Raw genomic sequence first — 18,261 nt, 5'->3', positions numbered from 1 at the left:
GCCGCCTCTCTGGCTGTAATCAAGCATACCGACGTGTCGTACGAATCCCCGCAAGCAGCCGCTGTCGCGTGGCTGGCGTATTCACAGCTGGCGACCAATATCGACCAGCACACCCACGACTGGCTGTTCGATGAAGGTTCTCTGACTCGCCGCCTGACCCGCCTGTCCAGCGGCCAATTCAGCGTTACCCCCCTGTTCGAAGGCTGGCAGCCACTGCGCGATGACGAGTGCCTGGCACTGGGCATCGCCCCAGGCGCCGAAGGCTGGGTACGCGAGGTGTACCTGCGCGGCCATGGCGAGCCTTGGGTGTTCGCCCGCAGCGTGGCCAGCCGCCAGGCGCTAGAGCGCGGCGGCCTGGACCTGGAAACACTCGGCAGCCGGTCGCTGGGGGAATTGCTGTTCTGCGACCAGGCGTTCATCCGCCATCCTATCGAAGTGGGTAGTTATCCACAGGCCTGGCTGCCCGCCGAGGCTGCCCATGACGGCCTGTGGGGGCGACGTTCGCGCTTTGAACGCGACGGCCTCGACCTGCTGGTGGCCGAAGTATTCCTGCCGGCACTGTGGCAAGCAGCCAAGGAGGAAAACCGCTGATGTACCTGCAACTGCTCAAGTCGCTAAACCGCGTGCACCCGCGCGCGTGGGACTTCATCCAGCTCAGCCGCATGGACCGGCCGATCGGCATCTACCTGCTGCTGTGGCCTACCCTGACGGCGGTGTGGATCGCAGGGCTGGGTTCGCCAACCTTGGCCAACGTGCTTATCTTCGGCCTGGGCGTCGTACTGATGCGTGCCGCTGGCTGCTGCATCAATGACTTCGCTGACCGCAAGGTCGATGGCCACGTCAAACGTACCGCCGACAGGCCATTGGCCAGTGGCCGGGTCACGCCACGCGAGGCCCTGGCGCTGTTTGCGATTCTGGTGGCAGTGAGCTTCCTGCTGGTGCTTTGCACCAACAGCAGGACCGTGTGGCTGTCATTCGGTGCAGTGGCGTTGGCGTCCTGTTACCCGTTCATGAAGCGCTACACCTATTACCCGCAGGTGGTGCTGGGGGCCGCGTATTCCTGGGGCATCCCCATGGCCTTCACCGCCGCCGGCGGCGAGTTGCCGGCCAGCGCCTGGCTGCTGTACATCGCCAACCTGCTGTGGACGGTGGGCTACGATACCTACTACGCCATGGTCGACCGGGACGATGACCTGAAAATCGGGGTGAAATCGACCGCGATCCTGTTCGGCGAATCCGACCGGGTGATCATTCTGACCCTGCAGATGCTGTCGCTGGGCTGCCTGTTACTGGCGGGGAGCCGCTTCGAGCTAGGTGGCTGGTTCTACCTCGGGCTGCTGGGGGCCGCACTGTGCTTTGCCTGGGAATACTGGTCGACGCGCAAGCTGGACAGGGAGTCGTGCTTCAAGGCGTTTCTGCACAACCACTGGGCGGGGCTGCTGGTGTTCATGGGTGTGGTGCTCGATTACGCCCTGCGCTGACCACAACCCCGGCAAGCCACCCTGTGCGAGCCGGCTTGCCGACGATTGGGCCGCAAAGCGGCCCTGGCGGTCTCAAGGCTTGGCGACGTGCCAGACGTCTTTCAAACCATCACCGGTCATGTCTCCAGCCTTCTTGTCCTTGACGAAGGTATACAGGGGCTTGCCGTCATACGCCCACTGCTTCTTGCCATCGTCGCGCATCACCACCGACCACTTGCCCTTGGCAGGCTCGTCGTCGGCCTTGACCAACAGCGGCGGCCAGTTGCTAGCGCACTCGCCATTGCACATCGACTTGCCGCCAGCATCCTTGTCGAAGGTGTACAGCGTCATGCCCGCGTGATCGACCCACATGCCGTCCTTTTCCATGGCATGGTGGGCCGACGCTACTCCGGGCAGTGCCAGCGCAGCGCAGAGGGCCATCCAGCTCAGCGTGTGTCGTGTCATTGGAATCACCTTGTATTCGGGGGGTGGAATGAGTTCGCACGGCCGCCGCAGCGGCCTCTCCAAGCCTAGTCCAGTCATGCGAAGTCGCCAGAATGGCCAACGCCCTGTCACACAGCTGCAATAATTCCGTTATCTAATGCGGGCCAGCCCCGAAATTCCAGGAGAGGTTCAAAGCATGGTTGGCAGAAACATTCTGATCGTCGACGACGAAGCGCCCATTCGCGAGATGATCGCCGTTGCATTGGAAATGGCCGGCTATGACTGCCTGGAAGCCGAGAACTCGCAACAGGCGCACGCAATCATCGTCGACCGTAAACCGGACCTGATCCTGCTCGACTGGATGCTCCCGGGCACTTCCGGCATCGAGTTGGCGCGCCGCCTCAAGCGCGATGAACTCACCGGCGATATTCCGATCATCATGCTCACCGCCAAAGGCGAAGAGGACAACAAGATCCAGGGCCTGGAAGTCGGCGCCGACGACTACATCACCAAACCTTTTTCGCCTCGCGAGCTGGTAGCACGCCTGAAAGCCGTGCTGCGTCGTGCCGGCCCGAGCGACAGCGAGGCCCCTATCGAAGTCGGCGGCCTGCTGCTGGACCCGATCAGCCACCGCGTGACCATCGACGGCAAGCCGGCCGAGATGGGCCCCACCGAATACCGCCTGTTACAGTTCTTCATGACCCACCAGGAACGCGCCTATACCCGCGGCCAGTTGCTCGACCAGGTCTGGGGCGGCAACGTCTATGTCGAGGAACGCACTGTGGATGTGCACATCCGCCGCCTGCGCAAGGCACTGGGTGAAGCCTACGAAAATCTGGTACAAACCGTCCGGGGCACTGGCTACCGCTTCTCGACCAAGAGCTAGCTGCAAGCTGCAAGCTGCAAGCAAAAGCGAGCAGCTTCCAGGCTAGAAAAGGACTATCAGCATCACCGATCCGCTTCTTCTTGCAGCTTGTAGCTTGCAGCTTGCAGCTGGATCCGAAGGATCTGTCAATTGAACCAGAACTGGCACGCAACCCTGATTCGCCACCTGCTGCTGCTGATCACTGTCTGCCTGATAGGCGGCCTGGTCAGCGGTTATTACGGCTGGAGCCTGGCCATCGGCCTGGGCCTTTACCTGGGCTGGACCCTCAAACAGTTGCTGCGCCTGCACGACTGGCTGCGCAACCATCAGCCCGACGAAGCGCCCCCCGACGGCTACGGCCTGTGGGGCGAAGTGTTCGACAGCATCTATCACCTGCAACGCCGCGACCAGCGCGTACGCGGCCGCTTGCAGGCAGTGATCGACCGGGTGCAGGAGTCAACGGCCGCCCTGCGCGACGCGGTGATCATGCTCGACAGCGACGGCAACCTGGAATGGTGGAACCGCGCCGCAGAAACCCTGCTGGGCTTCAAGACCCCGCAAGATGGCGGCCAACCGGTCACCAACCTCGTACGCCACCCACGCTTCAAGGAATACTTCGAGTCGCATAACTTCGCCGAACCGCTGGAAATTCCCTCCCCCATCAATGACCGCATGCGCGTGCAACTGCACCTCACACGCTACGGCAACAATGAGCACCTGATGCTGGTGCGCGACGTGACCCGCATCCATCAACTCGAACAGATGCGCAAAGACTTCGTGGCCAACGTATCGCACGAGTTGCGTACACCCCTGACGGTGATTGCAGGGTACCTGGAAACCCTGCTGGATAACGTCGAAGACGTGAACCCGCGCTGGAACCGGGCGCTGCAGCAGATGAGCCAGCAAGGTTCGCGCATGCAGGCCCTGCTCAACGACCTGCTGCTGCTGGCCAAGCTGGAAGCCACCGATTACCCATCGGACAACCAGCCGGTGGCAGTCGACGCACTGCTCGGTGCGATCATGAGCGACGCCCAGGCGCTGTCCGGGCCACGCAACCAGCACATTACCCTGGAGGCCACGCCGGGCCTGCGCCTCAAAGGCAGCGAGTCGGAGTTGCGCAGCGCTTTCTCCAACCTGGTGTTCAACGCGGTGAAGTACACCCAGGACGAAGGCAAGATTCGTATCCGTTGGTGGGCCGACGCCGAGGGCGCTCACCTGACGGTGCAGGACTCGGGTGTCGGAATAGACGCCAAGCACCTGCCGCGCCTGACCGAACGTTTTTATCGCGTCGACTCCAGCCGCGCCTCCACCACAGGAGGCACGGGCCTGGGGCTGGCGATCGTCAAGCATGTGCTCATGCGCCATCGCGGGCGCCTTGAGATCAGCAGCGTACCGGGCCATGGCAGCACCTTCACCTGCCACTTCGCCCCTGCACAACTGGCTGACGCTCACGCGTGATTCCAAGGGCCACTTTGCTTTTGCTGCCCCAGCCGCTACATTGAGCCCCCTGTGCCAGCAAAAGCTGGCACTTTTTTTCTAACCTTTCCCAAAGACGGACCCCGTAAAAAATCCATCATGGACCCTTCCCCTGGTATCAGCCTCACCTCGTTATTCGCCGATTTCGGCATGATTCTCTTCGCCCTGTTCCTGGTGCTGCTCAACGGCTTCTTCGTAGCCGCCGAGTTCGCCATGGTCAAGCTGCGCTCCACCCGTGTCGAATCCATTGCCGAGCAGCACGGCTGGCGTGGCAGCATCCTGCGCAAGGTACACAACCAGCTCGACGCCTACCTGTCGGCCTGCCAGCTGGGTATCACCCTCGCCTCCCTGGGCCTTGGCTGGGTCGGTGAGCCGGCATTCGCCCACCTGCTCGAACCGTTGCTGGCGTACCTGGGCGTGGACACGCCCGAGTTGATCAAGGGTGTTTCGTTCTTCGTCGCCTTCTTCGTCATTTCGTACCTGCACATCGTGGTCGGTGAGCTGGCGCCCAAATCCTGGGCGATCCGCAAGCCCGAACTGCTGTCGCTGTGGACTGCGGTACCGCTTTACCTGTTCTACTGGTTGATGTACCCGGCCATCTACCTGCTCAACGCCAGTGCCAACACCATTCTGCGCTTTGCCGGCCAGGGCGAGCCTGGCCCGCACCACGAGCACCATTACAGCCGTGAAGAGCTCAAGCTGATCCTGCACTCCAGCCGTGGCCAGGACCCGAGCGACCAAGGCATGCGTGTGCTGGCCTCGGCCGTGGAGATGGGCGAGCTGGAAGTGGTCGACTGGGCCAACTCGCGCGAAGACATGATCAGCATCGACGCCCATGCGCCACTCAAGGAAATCCTGGCCCTGGTGCGCCGCCACAAGTTCAGCCGTTATCCACTGTACGATGCCGAACGTGAGGAGTTCACCGGGCTTTTGCACATCAAGGACCTGCTGCTGGAACTGGCCGAACTCGAGCACCTGCCCGAAACCGTGGACCTCGAAGACTTGGCGCGCCCGCTGGAGCGTGTATCGCGGCACATGCCGTTGTCTCAGTTGCTGGAGCAGTTCCGCAAGGGCGGCGCGCACTTCGTGCTGGTCGAGGAAGCCGATGGCAAGGTGATCGGCTACCTGACCATGGAGGACGTGCTGGAAGTGCTGGTGGGCGACATTCAGGACGAACACCGCAAGACCGAGCGCGGCATCCTGGCCTACCAGCCAGGCAAGCTGCTGGTGCGTGGCGACACGCCGCTGTTCAAGGTGGAGCGTCTGCTGGGTATCGACCTTGACCACATCGAAGCGGAAACCCTGGCCGGGCTTGTCTATGAAACGCTCAAGCGTGTGCCTGAGGAAGAGGAAGTGCTGGAAGTCGAAGGCCTGCGCATCATCATCAAGAAGATGAAAGGGCCCAAGATCGTGCTGGCCAAGGTGATCAAGCTCGATTGAGCCTGTCGGGGCCGCTTTGCGGCCCCGACACTTTCAGGGATTGCCTGCAGTAAAGTTCGGCAAACCGCCAATCGGCCGGTCGAACTGGAAAGGGATCGACTCCAGCGCCAAGCCGACATTGCGCTGCACCACGAAATGCAGGTGCGGGCCCGTGCTGTTGCCGGTATTGCCCGACTTGGCCAACGCCTGCCCCAACGCCACCTGCTGCCCCTCAGCCACGACCACTGAACCGCGCATCAGGTGCAGATACACTCCCATCGTGCCGTCCGGGTGAAGAATGCGCACGAAATTGCCCGAGGGGTTGGGCCCCCGCCCGCTCTGGCTGTTCTCGATCTTCACTACCATCCCACCCCTGGCCGCGATGATCGGGGTGCCCTCCGGCATGGCGATGTCCATGGCAAAACGGCCCTTGGGGCCGTAATGGCTGAAGCGCCCATTCGGGCCTTGAGTCAGGCGGAAAGGGCCGCCCTTCCAAGGGAATGGGTAGCGGTAAGCCTGCGTGCGCTGGCCGGGATCACCCATGGCGTACTGGAATTTGCTGGCGTACCTCAGCGGCCCGCCGGGTGCCGCCAATACAGAACTGAGCACCTTGGTCGAGCGTGGCCCAACTACGGCCCGCACGATCCGCGGACCGTTACCGCCGAAGGCATTAGCCAACTGGTCGATACGCAATTCAACCTGCATGGGTACATACAGCTCATTACGCACCAGGAAGCGAACGCCGCCGGGGAATGGCTCGGTTTGCAGGCGTACCCGCCCTTCTACCTGCTCGGACATCGGCTCGCCCAGCTCCAGCGCCTTGGCACCTGGGCTGGGCCGCTCGGAGTAGGACGCCACGCCGAAATTGTCGGTGGTCTTGTAGATGGTCATGCCCAGGCTCGACGCCGAGGCCGTGAGCAAGGTACAGAGCAGCAGCAAGCGGGCAGCAGGCATGATAGTGGCTTTTTGACAGTTACGTCTGTCGAAGCCTAGCAGTCGGATCTGGGAGCGGTATGACAGTTGGTCGGATGACCGCCGCAGTTCTGTAATGACGGCCATGCGCCGCGAAAGGGCCGCACAGCGGCCCAGGGCGTTGTACGAGGCACTAAGCGCCGGGAGTGAAGTGCTTCTGCGCGGTGCCGCGGGCAATCAGCCGCGACAGGTAGTCGAGCTTCTGCGCATCCTGGTCGACGAACTTGAAGGTCAGTTGCAGCCAGTCGCTCTCAGGTTTCGGCTCCAATGCTGCAATGGCATGCAGGTAACCGTTCAGGCGAGCGACTTCAGCGCTCTCGCCCTGCTCCAGGTCCAGCACAGCGCCTTCGAGCACCTGCGGCAGCACGGCACTGCGACGCACCACCAGCAGCGCCTCTTTGAGGCTCAACGCCTTGATCACACAAGGCTGAGTACCACTGGAAAGGCGTAGCTGGCCTTGACCACGCCCGGTCTGCGCGGCGGCCGCAGCAGCCGTCTGCGGTTTGGGTGCATTGATCAATGGCTTGGCCGGCGCAGCGGCAGCAGCGGCAGCAGGCGTGGCCTTGACCGCTTCAGGTTTGCCCCCGGTCAGCGCGCTCAACGAATCGTTGGCGAACGCCGAGTTCACCCGCGCCTGACCACCGGCTACCAAGCTTTCAAGCTTGCCGATCTTGGTCAGGGCCTTCTTCACTTTGGTCAGCAGCTGTTCGTTGGTGAACGGCTTACCGACAAAATCGGAGACGCCCGCCTGGATGGCCTGGATGACGTTTTCCTTGTCGCCACGGCTGGTCACCATGATGAACTGCAGGCTCTTCATCTCTGGCTGCTGGCGGCACCAGGTCAGCAGCTCAAGGCCGGACATCTCGGGCATTTCCCAGTCGCACAGCACCAGGTCGAAGGTTTCCTTGGCCAACATGGCCATGGCCTTGCGGCCGTTCACCGCATCTTCGATGACCATGCCCGGGAAGGCATTACGCAGGCACTTCCTCACCAGATCACGGATGAACGGGGCGTCATCCACGACCAGCACATTGACTTTACTCATCGATACTCCTCTTGAATCCCGACTAGCCTACCGCCGATTGGTGGCCATTTGCCAACATCTGGATCACGCCGGGACTTCTTTGCATCGTTCGCGGGTGCCTGCTGACTGCTCAAGCGCAAACGAAAACGCCCGGCAAAAGCCGGGCGTCGATGCTCGGGAGCAATCTTATTTATCGTCAGGTTGAGCCGGAACATTAGCAATTTCGGCCTCATCACCCGCCGTTCCCTGAACTTCGGCTTTCATGCGCTTGAGGCCCAGGTGGCGGACGTCGGTACCGCGCACCAGGTAGATCACCAGTTCCGAGATGTTGCGCGCGTGGTCGCCGATGCGCTCCAGCGAACGCAGGGCCCAGATGACGCTCAATACCCGCGAGATCGAGCGCGGGTCTTCCATCATGTAGGTCACCAGTTCACGCAGGGCGGTCTTGTACTCGCGGTCGATGGTCTTGTCGTACTGGGCCACCGACAGGGCCAGGTCGGCATCGAAGCGGGCGAAGGCATCCAGTGCGTCGCGCACCATGTTGCGTACCTGGTCGCCAATGTGGCGCACTTCGACGTAGCCACGCGGCGACTCGCCTTCTTCGCACAACTGGATGGCGCGGCGGGCGATCTTGGTCGATTCGTCGCCAATGCGCTCCAGGTCGATCACCGACTTGGAAATGCTGATGATCAGGCGCAGGTCAGAGGCCGCGGGCTGGCGACGGGCGAGGATGCGCACGCATTCCTCGTCGATGTTGCGTTCCATCTGGTTGATCTGCTCGTCGACTTCACGCACCTGCTGGGCAAGGCCGGAGTCGGCCTCGATCAGCGCGGTAACCGCGTCATTGACCTGTTTCTCGACCAGCCCGCCCATGGCTAGGAGGTGGCTGCGCACCTCTTCGAGTTCGGCGTTGAACTGCTGGGAAATGTGGTGCGTCAGGCTTTCTTTGTTGATCATCGTTTTGCTCCGGGAAGCTGCGGCAGCTGCAAGCTGCAAGCTGCAAGCTTCAAGTAGTTCGTATCGTTCCTGGCCCCGCGCTAACTGCTCTTGCTTCTGCTTGAAGCTTGAAGCTTGAAGCTTGAAGCTTGAAGCTCGCAGCTCGCCGCTCAAGGCGCCGTTAGCCGTAGCGACCGGTGATGTAGTCTTCGGTCTGCTTCTTCGCCGGGTTGGTGAACAGGGTGTCGGTATCACCGAATTCGACCAGTTTGCCCATGTACATGAACGCGGTGTAGTCCGAAACACGGGCCGCCTGTTGCATGTTGTGGGTCACGATAACGATGGTGTACTTGGATTTCAGTTCGTAGATCAGCTCTTCGACCTTCAGCGTCGAGATCGGGTCCAGTGCCGAGCAAGGCTCATCGAGCAGCAGTACTTCAGGCTCGACGGCGATGGTACGGGCGATCACCAGACGCTGCTGCTGGCCGCCGGACAAGCCCAGCGCCGAGTCGTGCAAACGGTCTTTCACCTCATCCCACAGTGCGGCGCCCTTGAGCGCCCACTCGACCGCCTCGTCCAGCACACGCTTCTTGTTGATGCCCTGGATACGCAGGCCATACACCACGTTCTCGTAGATGGTCTTGGGGAACGGGTTTGGCTTCTGGAACACCATGCCCACACGACGGCGCAGCTCGGCCACGTCCTCGCCCTTGCGGTAGATGTTGTTGCCGTACAGGTTGATGGCGCCTTCGACACGGCAACCGTCCACCAGGTCGTTCATGCGGTTGAAGGTGCGCAGCAGGGTCGACTTGCCGCAGCCCGAAGGGCCGATGAAAGCCGTCACGCGCTGCTTGGGGATGTTCATGCTGACGTCGAACAACGCCTGCTTGTCGCCGTAGTACAGGCTCAAACCGGGTACTTCGATGGCCACGGTCTCTTCGGCCAGGCGCAGGCTCTGCTTGTCGCGGCCCAGGGCAGCCATGTCGATGCCGTGGGTGTGGGATTCTTGCTGCATGGTCTCACTCCGTTTGTAGCTGCATGCGTTGAGCTGCAAGCTGCAAGTTAGGGCAAAGCGGCAATCCTCTTGGGGCTTGCCGCTTGTGGCTTAAAGCTTCAATCAGTGGTCGAGGGCCTTGTACTTCTCGCGCAGGTGGTTACGGATCCACACCGCCGAGAGGTTGAGGGTGGCGATCACCATCACCAGCAGCAGCGCAGTGGCGTACACCAGCGGCCGCGCCGCCTCGACGTTGGGGCTCTGGAAGCCGACGTCGTAGATGTGGAAGCCCAGGTGCATGATCTTCTGGTCCAGGTGCAGGTACGGATAGTTGCCGTCCAGCGGCAACGACGGCGCCAGCTTGACCACACCCACCAGCATCAGCGGCGCTACTTCACCCGCGGCTCGGGCCACGGCGAGGATCATGCCGGTCATCATTGCCGGGCTGGCCATTGGCAGCACGATTTTCCACAAGGTCTCGGCCTTGGTCGCGCCAAGCGCCAGCGAGCCCTCACGCACGGTGCGTGGAATACGCGCCAGGCCTTCCTCGGTAGCCACGATCACCACCGGTACGGCCAGCAGCGCCAGGGTCAGCGATGCCCACAGCAGGCCTGGCGTGCCCAGGGTCGGTGCCGGCAGCGATTCGGGGAAGAACAGACGGTCGATCGAACCACCCAGCACGTAGACGAAGAAGCCCAGGCCGAACACGCCGTAGACGATGGCCGGAACGCCCGCCAGGTTGTTCACGGCGATGCGGATCAGGCGCGTGACCGGGCCTTGCTTGGCGTATTCGCGCAGGTAGACCGCCGCCAGCACGCCGAACGGGGTGACGATCACGGCCATGATCAGGGTCATCATCACGGTACCGAAAATGGCCGGGAAGATACCGCCTTCGGTGTTGGCTTCACGAGGATCGTCGCTGAGGAACTCCCAGACCTTGGTGAAATAGGTGCCCATCTTGGTAAAGCCGGACATGGCGTTGGGCTGGATGGCGTGCACCACCTTGCTCAGGTTGATCTCCACTTCGCGGCCGTTGCCGTCGCGAGCGACCAGGCTGTCGCGGGCGAAGGCCTGATGCAGGCTGGTGAGGCGGTCTTCGATGGCCTTGTAGCGGCTGTTCAACTCGGCACGTTCGGCATCCATGTCGGCCTGGGCCGTAGCGTCCAGCTTGCCTTCCAGCTCCAGCTTGCGGCCTTGCAGGCGCAGCCGCTCCAAGCCATGGTTGATGGCACCGATGTCTTTTTTCTCAAGCTGCTGCAGCTCGCTGTTGAGCTGGTTGGCGCGTTTGAGACGTGCCTGCAGCTCGTTCCAGGCGCCAGCGCCTTCGGCGACCACGCGGCCTTGTTCCTTGACGCTCACCAGATAGCCATAGAAGTTGCCCCATTCGCGGCGCTCCAGGGCGATCAGGTCGACCGGACGCTGCTCGTCGACCAACCATTCACCGACCACCCAGGTGAAGTCACTGCCGTTGAGGTCACGGTTACCCACCTTGATCAGCTCGCGGGTCATGAACTCGGGGCCTTCGTCAGGCACCGGCAAGCCGGCACCCTTGAGGCGGGCGCGAGGTACTTCTTCTTTCTGAACCACTTCACCGACGATGACGTGGTCACCCTGGCCCGGCACCTTGTAGGTGGCCTGGACCAGGTCGGCGGGCCAGAAGTGACCCAGGCCGCGTACGGCGATCACGGCCAGCAGGCCGACGGTCATGATGACCGCCATGGCAACCGCGCCACCGCTGATCCAGACGCCTGGGGCGCCGCTCTTGAACCAGCCTTTGAGGGAATCCTTTTTCACGGATCTCTACCTTTCTATCAAAGCGACGAGTATTTCTTGCGCAGACGCTGGCGAATCAGCTCGGCCAAGGTGTTCATGATGAAGGTGAACATCAGCAGCACGAGAGCGGCGAGGAACAGCACACGGTAATGGCTGCCGCCGACTTCGGATTCGGGCATCTCCACCGCCACGTTGGCGGCCAAGGTACGCATGCCTTCGAACAGGTTCAGCTCCATCACCGGAGTGTTGCCGGTGGCCATGAGCACGATCATGGTCTCGCCCACCGCTCGGCCCATGCCGATCATCAACGCCGAGAAGATACCCGGGCTGGCAGTGAGGATGACCACGCGAGTCAAGGTCTGCCACGGCGTCGCACCCAGGGCCAGGGAGCCCAGGGTCAGGCTGCGCGGCACGCTGAACACGGCGTCTTCGGCGATCGAGTAGATGTTCGGGATGACCGCAAAGCCCATGGCGATACCGACTACCAAGGCGTTGCGCTGGTCATAGGTGATACCCAGATCATTGGTTATCCACAGGCGCATGTCGCCGCCGAAGAACCAGGTTTCCAGGTACGGGCTCATGGTCAGGGCGAACCAGCCAGTGAACAGGATCACCGGGATCAGGATCGCGGCCTCCCAACCATCCGGAACGCGCAGGCGAACCGACTCAGGCAGGCGGCTCCAAGTGAAACCTGCCAGCAGAATGCCGAACGGCATCAGCAGGAACAGGCTGAACACACCTGGCAGGTGCCCTTCCAGGTACGGCGCGAGGAACAGGCCAGCGAAGAAGCCGAGGATCACCGTCGGCATCGCCTCCATCAGTTCGATCACCGGCTTGACCTTGCGGCGCATACCCGGTGCCATGAAGTAAGCGGTGTAGATAGCGGCGGCGATGGCCAGCGGGGCCGCCAGGATCATCGCGTAGAACGCGGCCTTGAGGGTACCGAAGGTCAGCGGCGACAGGCTCAGCTTAGGCTCGAAGTCGGTGTTCGAAGCCGTCGACTGCCAGACGTACTTGGGCTCGTCGTAGTTCTCGTACCAGACCTTGCCCCACAGCGCGCTGAAGGAAATTTCCGGGTGCGGGTTCTTCAGGCTCAGTGGCAGCAGCTTGCCGCCCTCTTCGATGAAGATACGGTTGGCACGCGGTGACAGGGCCAGGATACCCGGGCCTTCGGCAGCAGGCTCGATCAGCAGGGTGCGGTGCGCGGTGCTGTGGAAGACGCCCAGCTTGCCCTCGGCGTCCAGGGCGACGAAGCCCTTGCGGCGCTCTTCGGCATCGATCTGGACGATCGGCGCCTTGCCCATCTGGAAGGTACGGATCTGCTTGAAGCGCAATTCGCCATCCGCGTCACGCGCCATGAACCATTGCGCCAGGCCGCCTTTGGAGTCACCGAAGATCAGCGAAATGCCGCCGACCAGTTGCGCAGTAGCGGTAATCTCGGTATCAGCGCTCTCAGACAGCTTGTAGCGGCCATTGAGGCTCTTGTCGCGCAGGCTGAAGACATCCGCGGTGGCTCGGCCGTTGATCACGTACAGCCACTGCTGGCGCGGGTCGATGAAGATGTTCTTCACCGCCTCGGTCATTTGCGGCAGCTCGATGCGGTTCTGCTCGGTGGTGACCTCTTCGGTCATCAGGTTTTCGGTGCGCGTCAGCTCGATCACCTGCAGGTGCGCGCCAGTGGAACCGGCAAGCATCAGGGTGTCGCCGTTGACGTTGACGCTGACGTGCTCCAGCGCGCGGCCCTGGTCATCCAGCACGTACGGCTCTTGGCCATACGGATAGTCGATGCCGGGGGTAATGGTCTTTTTGTTGTCCGGGTAGGTGATCTTGTAGGTGTGGTGGAACACCAGCGCCTGCCCATTGGACAAGCCCAGCACCACCAGTGGGCTACCCGGCTGGTCGGTGCTGATCGAGCTGACCTGGGTGCCTGCCGGCAGCGGCAGGTCGACGCGGTTGAGCTCGTTACCGGTCTTGGTATCGAAGAACAGTGCCTGCCCCTTGTCCGAAACACGCATGCCGACCAGGTTCTGCTCTTCGAGCGCGATCATCAGCGGCTTGCCGGCATCCTGCTGCAGCCAGGTCGGCTCCAGGGCCTTCTTGCTGGTCAGCTCGGCGCCCTGGAACAGCGGCAGCACCACATAGGCCAGATAGAAGAAGATCAGCGTGATGGCTGCCAGCACAGCAAGCCCGCCTACCAGTACATACCAGCGGGTCAGGCGGTCCTTGAGCGCGCGCATGCGGCGCTTGCGTTGCAACTCGGGCGTATTGAAATCAATCCGCTCGGGAGGGGATTTTTGGGTCATGGTGGAGTTGGCCAGATCATTCATGCGCACACCCTAGCGGTCCCGTATGACAAAAACATGACAGTGCGTTGACGCAAAAAAGCCCGCCGCTCAGGAGCCCTGGCTTCGGACCGAGAATTCGTGGAAAAGGCCGGCTCAATTGCCAGCCTTTTCCTCAGTTACTTACTTCTTTGCAACGTTACCGGCGTGGGACAGGCCCAGGTCAGCGAGGGTCTTGTCGACCACTTTCGATGGCAACGGAATGTAGCCGTCCTTCACCACGACCTGCTGCCCGGCCTGCGACAGCACCAGTTTGACGAACTCAGCTTCCAGCGGGGCCAGAGGCTTGTTCGGGGCCTTGTTGACGTAGACGTACAGGAAGCGCGACAGCGGGTAGGTGCCGTTCAGGGCATTGGCCTCGTTGTCTTCGATGAACTCGCCGCCTTCTTTCTTGGCCAGGGCTACGGTCTTGACGCTGGCAGTCTTGTAGCCGATACCCGAGTAGCCGATGCCGTTCAACGAGGAGCTGATCGACTGCACGACCGACGCCGAGCCTGGCTGTTCGTTGACGTTAGGCTTGAAGTCACCTTTGCACAGGGCCTCTTCCTTGAAGTAGCCGTAGGTACCCGATACCGAGTTACGACCGAACAGCTGCACTGGCTTGTTGGCCAGGTCGCCAGTCACGCCCAGGTCGCCCCAGGTCTTGACGTCGGCCTTGGCACCGCACAGGCGAGTGGAAGAGAAGATCGCGTCGACCTGAGCCATGGTCAGGCCCTTGATCGGGTTGTCCTTGTGTACGAATACGGCCAGGGCGTCGACAGCGACCGGAATGGCGGTCGGCTTGTAGCCGTACTTCTGCTCGAAGGCCTGCAGCTCGACGTCCTTCATCTTGCGGCTCATCGGGCCAAGGTTGGCGGTGCCTTCGGTCAGCGCGGGTGGCGCGGTGGAGGAGCCGGCAGCCTGGATCTGGATGTTGACGTTCGGATATTCCTTCTTGTAGGCCTCGGCCCACAGGGTCATGAGGTTCGCGAGGGTGTCGGAACCGACGCTGGAGAGGTTGCCCGAAACACCGGTGGTCTTGGTGTAGGTCGGGATCGCAGGGTCGACGGCGGCTACCGCGTTGGCGGTTGCAACGCCAGCGGCGGCAAAGGTGAGGGCCGCCATCAAACGCTTAAGTTTCATGCCTTGCTCCTAGCAGGAATATTTGGGGTGTTGGATGGATCGGGCCCAAGTATCAGCAGGCCGCATGAAGACGATATGACTTCAATATGACAATTGGATGAAAGGCCATCACCGGTTGTCGGGGATGGCCTTTGCAAGATGTTGCAGGAAAGTAGGGGCTACCCTAAAGCTGCCCAGTCCATCCGCTCGCTGTCGAGCATTTCAACCAGCGGCACCGTTACGGCAAAGCGCGGATCGTCGCTGGGGGTACTCAACACGAACTCGACAACATCCGCATACGTGCCGGGGTGATCGCCCTGCAGCGACGTTGCCTGCCAATCCAGTTCCGCTACAGCGGAACGAAAGGTCTTGATCAGATGATGCTGCTGTTGGGCTACTTCACGGCTCAAGCGTTGCGCTGTCAGCAATGCAGGATGCAGGCTTGCTGCATGGGCCGCGGCCTTTAACGTCAAAGGCCCATGGCCCGGGCTGGTCGCCGTGGCCTTGGCCAACTGGGCGATACGTGCTTCCAGGCTTTCGATCAGCTTCACGCCACCGCCGTATAAGGCGGGATGACGCGCCTGGGCCGTAGCCAAGGCCGCGGCATGACGCTGGCTACCTGCGGTGATTTCACGCAGCACGACGGCCTGGATTGCAGCGTTTAGAAACGGGCTGGTGGCGTCGCGCTTTGCGCCATCGAGTGCAAACTTGACTGACATCTGCAAGCGCTTGAGCTGGTCGACGGCGGCCTTGGCTTGATGCTGGGCCAGTTCCAGGGCACGCAGCGCGGCGAGGCTGGCAGCCAGTTGCTGCGCAGGCGTGCCGACGCCCGGGCTGCGAGCCAATTGCTGTTCCAACGCGGTCAGCTTCAGTTTGCCCTGCTGCTCGGCTGCCTGGATCTCAGCTACCAGTTTGCGCACTTTTTCCAGGTTGCGGGTGGAAGACTGGCTGGCTCGCTGCGCGGGGGTCAGCGTTTGGCGAACCGGTGGTGGTTGCAAGGTCTGGCCTTTGAAGGCTGCGCGGCCTTTTTGCTGATGCCAGGATTTTATCGTTGCAACAATGTGGTCAGGGGAGTTGATGCTGCCGGTTTCGTCAGCGGTTGAGTAGAACAGGAGGTCGCTGCCGGCGGGGTGGCCGATTATCTGGTCGAAATGGGCGATGAATGAGTTATGTTCAGACCTCTTGCCTTCGACATCCCAGATATTTTTGACGAGCAATAAGAACGAATGCTCATCGTAGTCTTGCAATCGTTTCTCAAGCTTCATCTTCCTTAGCCCTCAAGACAACCCCGGAAACTTTAAAATCCGTAGTATAACTATATGTTAATTCGACACTCGCAAACCCCTGGGAGGAAAGCTCATAAATATCCCATCCACCCGTTTTGCCTATGGGTTGCGGCATCGCCATAGGACCTCGTGAACTAATGGGATTTCCCCATGTCGCCCGAACAGCATCCTTATCCCGACAACCATAGGGTTGCGAAAGAAGATCCTTAAACTCTGGCTCAAGCTCAACGCGCCTGATAATTGTAACAATCACCGCTTGCAATACTTTAGTTTCCGTATCAAGTCTATAGCTAACCCCAGGCTCTGGCTCAAGGTACAGCTCTGTTGCACCAGAATAGAGTTTTATGAAAGGGAGATCTGGATCAAGCCCAAGACCAAGCAACGTGGCATGAGTTTCACCTAGGGACTTCAACCAATGCTCGACTTCTACAATTCTTGTCATGATCACACCATTTCAATAAATTTTTTAAGCAAATAAGTAAGCTCCGCCTTGATTCCTTCAACTCGCTCAGTCGGAAGACCTGGCCTTAGCGCCTCGACGTTGCTACGCACAGCCTCAAACAGGTCAGCAGCGTCTAGCTTTTGCTTCGCTTTGGTGTTCCGTCCACCCTATGTCTCACTGTACCTCCTATGCACATGTGTAGGTATAACGACAGCAGGGGCTCGCCTGGTAAGCGCTCTGACTTGATAGGGTGACAAATGCGGAACATTATTCTCAAGCCAAAGTTTTATCGCGCCTTGAGCAGGTATATGATCAACATCCATATCGTCTCTTATACTTCTGCGCTCCAAATCACCATACGCTCCAGTTTCAGTCTCTTCTGCTGGCTCGTTATTAACCAGGCCCGGCGCTGGTAGGTCGTCCTCTCCACCGAACCCAGGAATTATGGCCCCTGTCTCTCCAGGATTCTCGCCTGGAAGTATTTCAAGACTTGGCCCCACTGGATCAGTCGACGCCCCCGGAAGAATGCCCGGCAGTGACGGAGCCCCGGGCAAAGGCGTTGGTCCCAGTAACTCCGATCCAGGTGCCACCAGTGGCGTCCAGGTGCGCGGGGGCTGGCCTTCCACAATCGCGGCGTCGAACGCCAAGGCCACACGAGTGCCGAACCAGGGCTTGAACGGCTGAACGACCGTCAGGACGCCTTGAGTGTCGTTGGGTTTGTGGATTCTCAGTTGATCGAGGTTGTACAGCCCGGAGCCAACACCAGGAGCTGCCACATGCCGCAGTTCGAACTCGCGCCGTGCCCCACTCCAGCTCGCTTTCGGTGCTACAGGAGGAAAACCGCTGAGGATGCGCCGCTGGTTCAGCTCATCGAACTGCCCGAGCAACCCCTGATCCGCTGCGATAGCCCGCCACACCGCGCTTTCGAAGGCTGGCATGCCTGTGAACAAGCGGCCACGCAGCTGGTTACCGACCTGCGCAGGCATTCCCACGCCGGCTGTGGCTCCGCTGGCGGACCACCATTTGGTGGCAGCCACCTGGCCTTTGCCGCTGACGATGCCGGTACCCGCCGGGGATACCGCGAAAGAGAAGTATTGGGGTGGTTGGCCGGGGACACAGACAATGCAGTCATCGAAGCGAAGGTCCACGCCTGCGTCGACAATGGCCGCTTCTGGTGCCAGCGCCAGCACCCTGCCGCTGGATGGGCTATTTCCTGAGACAGCCGCGTCGCCCAGCACGATGGTTTTGCCGGTGGGCGTCTCGGCCTCCACCCTGTAGGTTTCGGTCACAGGGTCGAAAACGGCATTCCTGACCCGCACTTCGGATGCGATCCCGGCTCCCGTGGAAGCCACCGCTATCCCGCTGCCACCCGGCAGCTGCTCGATCCTGATGCGGCTACTGAGGCGGGCTGAACCGCCAGCATCGGCGATTGCCTGCAGATCCTGGCCAGCCACCACCCCCAGCAGGTCCGCACGTACACCCAAACCTTCGAGATGTCGCCTGCGCTGTGCTTCGGTCAACTCGCCATTAGCCAGCGTTGGCGAGTACAGCATGGCCGTAGCCGAAAGGCTGACAGCTTGCCCGACACGAATCGCAGCGACCCTCAGCACCTCTTTCGCCGCATTGGCGACTGCCTGCTCCAAGGCCGCAGCCACATCCACCGCAACCTGCGCGCCTGCCTGGCTGAGCAACACCCCACCCGCCTGGGCAGCAGCAACGGGTGCCGT

The 18,261-nt window shown here is 61.2% G+C and carries 16 protein-coding genes; 5 read left to right on the top strand and 11 right to left on the bottom strand.

Features of this window, described 5'->3' with window-relative positions; genetic code table 11:
- The first annotated feature begins 33 nt into the window (after window positions 1–33).
- Both ACIPZC_RS01015 and ubiA read left to right on the top strand, forming a co-directional pair.
- Window positions 34–591 (top strand): chorismate--pyruvate lyase family protein, encoded by a 558-nt coding sequence (locus tag ACIPZC_RS01015; RefSeq protein WP_400624213.1) that lies wholly within the window; start codon window positions 34–36, stop codon window positions 589–591.
- Window positions 591–1,481 (top strand): 4-hydroxybenzoate octaprenyltransferase, encoded by an 891-nt coding sequence (gene ubiA, locus ACIPZC_RS01010; RefSeq protein WP_400624210.1) that lies wholly within the window; start codon window positions 591–593, stop codon window positions 1,479–1,481. Before ACIPZC_RS01015 ends, ubiA begins: the two co-directional genes overlap by 1 nt.
- 72 nt (window positions 1,482–1,553) lie before the next feature.
- On the opposite strand, the gene ACIPZC_RS01005 is transcribed toward ubiA, so the two are convergent.
- Window positions 1,554–1,925 carry a hypothetical protein gene (locus ACIPZC_RS01005; RefSeq protein WP_241806729.1) on the bottom strand — a complete coding sequence of 124 codons (372 nt, stop codon included), beginning with the start codon at window positions 1,923–1,925 and terminating at the stop codon, window positions 1,554–1,556.
- A 175-nt stretch (window positions 1,926–2,100) separates the two neighbouring features.
- Between ACIPZC_RS01005 and phoB the strand changes: the two genes are divergently transcribed.
- The 3 genes from phoB (at window position 2,101) to ACIPZC_RS00990 (ending at window position 5,685) form a co-directional block, all read left to right on the top strand.
- Window positions 2,101–2,790, top strand: coding sequence for a phosphate regulon transcriptional regulator PhoB (gene phoB / locus ACIPZC_RS01000; RefSeq protein ID WP_012312105.1), 690 nt, complete (start codon window positions 2,101–2,103; stop codon window positions 2,788–2,790).
- A gap of 129 nt (window positions 2,791–2,919) precedes the next feature.
- Entirely contained in the window at window positions 2,920–4,227 is a 1,308-nt protein-coding gene (gene phoR / locus ACIPZC_RS00995) for a phosphate regulon sensor histidine kinase PhoR (RefSeq protein WP_267820016.1), read from the top strand.
- A gap of 117 nt (window positions 4,228–4,344) precedes the next feature.
- A complete protein-coding gene (locus ACIPZC_RS00990) occupies window positions 4,345–5,685 on the top strand; it encodes a hemolysin family protein (protein ID WP_241806728.1) in 1,341 nt (446 codons plus the stop codon).
- A gap of 33 nt (window positions 5,686–5,718) precedes the next feature.
- Here the strand turns inward: ACIPZC_RS00990 and ACIPZC_RS00985 are convergent, their stop codons facing one another.
- The 10 genes from ACIPZC_RS00985 to ACIPZC_RS00940 form a co-directional block, all read right to left on the bottom strand.
- Window positions 5,719–6,618, bottom strand: a complete 900-nt coding sequence (locus tag ACIPZC_RS00985; RefSeq protein WP_400624204.1) for a M23 family metallopeptidase — start codon at window positions 6,616–6,618, stop codon at window positions 5,719–5,721.
- A 151-nt stretch (window positions 6,619–6,769) separates the two neighbouring features.
- Window positions 6,770–7,681, bottom strand: a complete 912-nt coding sequence (locus ACIPZC_RS00980; RefSeq protein WP_241806725.1) for a response regulator — start codon at window positions 7,679–7,681, stop codon at window positions 6,770–6,772.
- Window positions 7,682–7,846: 165 nt separating this feature from the next.
- A complete protein-coding gene (gene phoU, locus ACIPZC_RS00975) occupies window positions 7,847–8,617 on the bottom strand; it encodes a phosphate signaling complex protein PhoU (RefSeq protein WP_241806724.1) in 771 nt (256 codons plus the stop codon).
- A gap of 160 nt (window positions 8,618–8,777) precedes the next feature.
- The gene (pstB, locus tag ACIPZC_RS00970) at window positions 8,778–9,611 is read right to left on the bottom strand and encodes a phosphate ABC transporter ATP-binding protein PstB (protein ID WP_241806722.1); all 834 of its coding nucleotides are present in this window, start codon (window positions 9,609–9,611) and stop codon (window positions 8,778–8,780) included.
- Window positions 9,612–9,713: 102 nt separating this feature from the next.
- Window positions 9,714–11,384: a phosphate ABC transporter permease PstA gene (gene pstA / locus ACIPZC_RS00965; RefSeq protein WP_241806721.1), complete on the bottom strand. Its 1,671-nt coding sequence runs from the start codon at window positions 11,382–11,384 to the stop codon at window positions 9,714–9,716.
- A gap of 17 nt (window positions 11,385–11,401) precedes the next feature.
- The gene (locus ACIPZC_RS00960) at window positions 11,402–13,690 is read right to left on the bottom strand and encodes a phosphate ABC transporter permease (protein ID WP_400624198.1); all 2,289 of its coding nucleotides are present in this window, start codon (window positions 13,688–13,690) and stop codon (window positions 11,402–11,404) included.
- Between the two features lie 138 nt (window positions 13,691–13,828).
- Window positions 13,829–14,827, bottom strand: coding sequence for a phosphate ABC transporter substrate-binding protein PstS (locus tag ACIPZC_RS00955; protein WP_241806719.1), 999 nt, complete (start codon window positions 14,825–14,827; stop codon window positions 13,829–13,831).
- A 158-nt stretch (window positions 14,828–14,985) separates the two neighbouring features.
- Window positions 14,986–16,071: a bacteriocin immunity protein gene (locus ACIPZC_RS00950; RefSeq protein ID WP_400624195.1), complete on the bottom strand. Its 1,086-nt coding sequence runs from the start codon at window positions 16,069–16,071 to the stop codon at window positions 14,986–14,988.
- Window positions 16,061–16,534: a hypothetical protein gene (locus ACIPZC_RS00945; RefSeq protein ID WP_400624192.1), complete on the bottom strand. Its 474-nt coding sequence runs from the start codon at window positions 16,532–16,534 to the stop codon at window positions 16,061–16,063. The genes ACIPZC_RS00950 and ACIPZC_RS00945 overlap by 11 nt, the downstream gene beginning before the upstream one ends.
- 167 nt (window positions 16,535–16,701) lie before the next feature.
- Window positions 16,702–18,228 (bottom strand): S-type pyocin domain-containing protein, encoded by a 1,527-nt coding sequence (locus ACIPZC_RS00940; protein ID WP_400624190.1) that lies wholly within the window; start codon window positions 18,226–18,228, stop codon window positions 16,702–16,704.
- Between the last annotated feature and the right edge of the window lie 33 nt (window positions 18,229–18,261).

This window comes from Pseudomonas sp. NPDC089743, assembly GCF_044748785.1.
Lineage (GTDB): Bacteria > Pseudomonadota > Gammaproteobacteria > Pseudomonadales > Pseudomonadaceae > Aquipseudomonas > Aquipseudomonas putida_X.
The sequence above is the reverse complement of the archived record's forward strand: the minus strand, read 5'-3'. Positions and strand labels throughout refer to the sequence as shown.

Bases quoted from the DNA above. Each gene is read 5' to 3' on its own strand.
- ubiA (WP_400624210.1), top strand. From the start codon at position 591: ATGTACCTGCAACTGCTCAAGTCGCTAAACCGCGTGCACCCGCGCGCG.
- ACIPZC_RS01005 (WP_241806729.1), bottom strand. From the start codon at position 1,925: ATGACACGACACACGCTGAGCTGGATGGCCCTCTGCGCTGCGCTGGCA.
- phoB (WP_012312105.1), top strand. From the start codon at position 2,101: ATGGTTGGCAGAAACATTCTGATCGTCGACGACGAAGCGCCCATTCGC.
- ACIPZC_RS00990 (WP_241806728.1), top strand. From the start codon at position 4,345: ATGGACCCTTCCCCTGGTATCAGCCTCACCTCGTTATTCGCCGATTTC.
- ACIPZC_RS00985 (WP_400624204.1), bottom strand. From the start codon at position 6,618: ATGCCTGCTGCCCGCTTGCTGCTGCTCTGTACCTTGCTCACGGCCTCG.
- ACIPZC_RS00980 (WP_241806725.1), bottom strand. From the start codon at position 7,681: ATGAGTAAAGTCAATGTGCTGGTCGTGGATGACGCCCCGTTCATCCGT.
- phoU (WP_241806724.1), bottom strand. From the start codon at position 8,617: ATGATCAACAAAGAAAGCCTGACGCACCACATTTCCCAGCAGTTCAAC.
- pstB (WP_241806722.1), bottom strand. From the start codon at position 9,611: ATGCAGCAAGAATCCCACACCCACGGCATCGACATGGCTGCCCTGGGC.
- ACIPZC_RS00960 (WP_400624198.1), bottom strand. From the start codon at position 13,690: ATGAATGATCTGGCCAACTCCACCATGACCCAAAAATCCCCTCCCGAG.
- ACIPZC_RS00955 (WP_241806719.1), bottom strand. From the start codon at position 14,827: ATGAAACTTAAGCGTTTGATGGCGGCCCTCACCTTTGCCGCCGCTGGC.
- ACIPZC_RS00950 (WP_400624195.1), bottom strand. From the start codon at position 16,071: ATGAAGCTTGAGAAACGATTGCAAGACTACGATGAGCATTCGTTCTTA.
- ACIPZC_RS00945 (WP_400624192.1), bottom strand. From the start codon at position 16,534: ATGACAAGAATTGTAGAAGTCGAGCATTGGTTGAAGTCCCTAGGTGAA.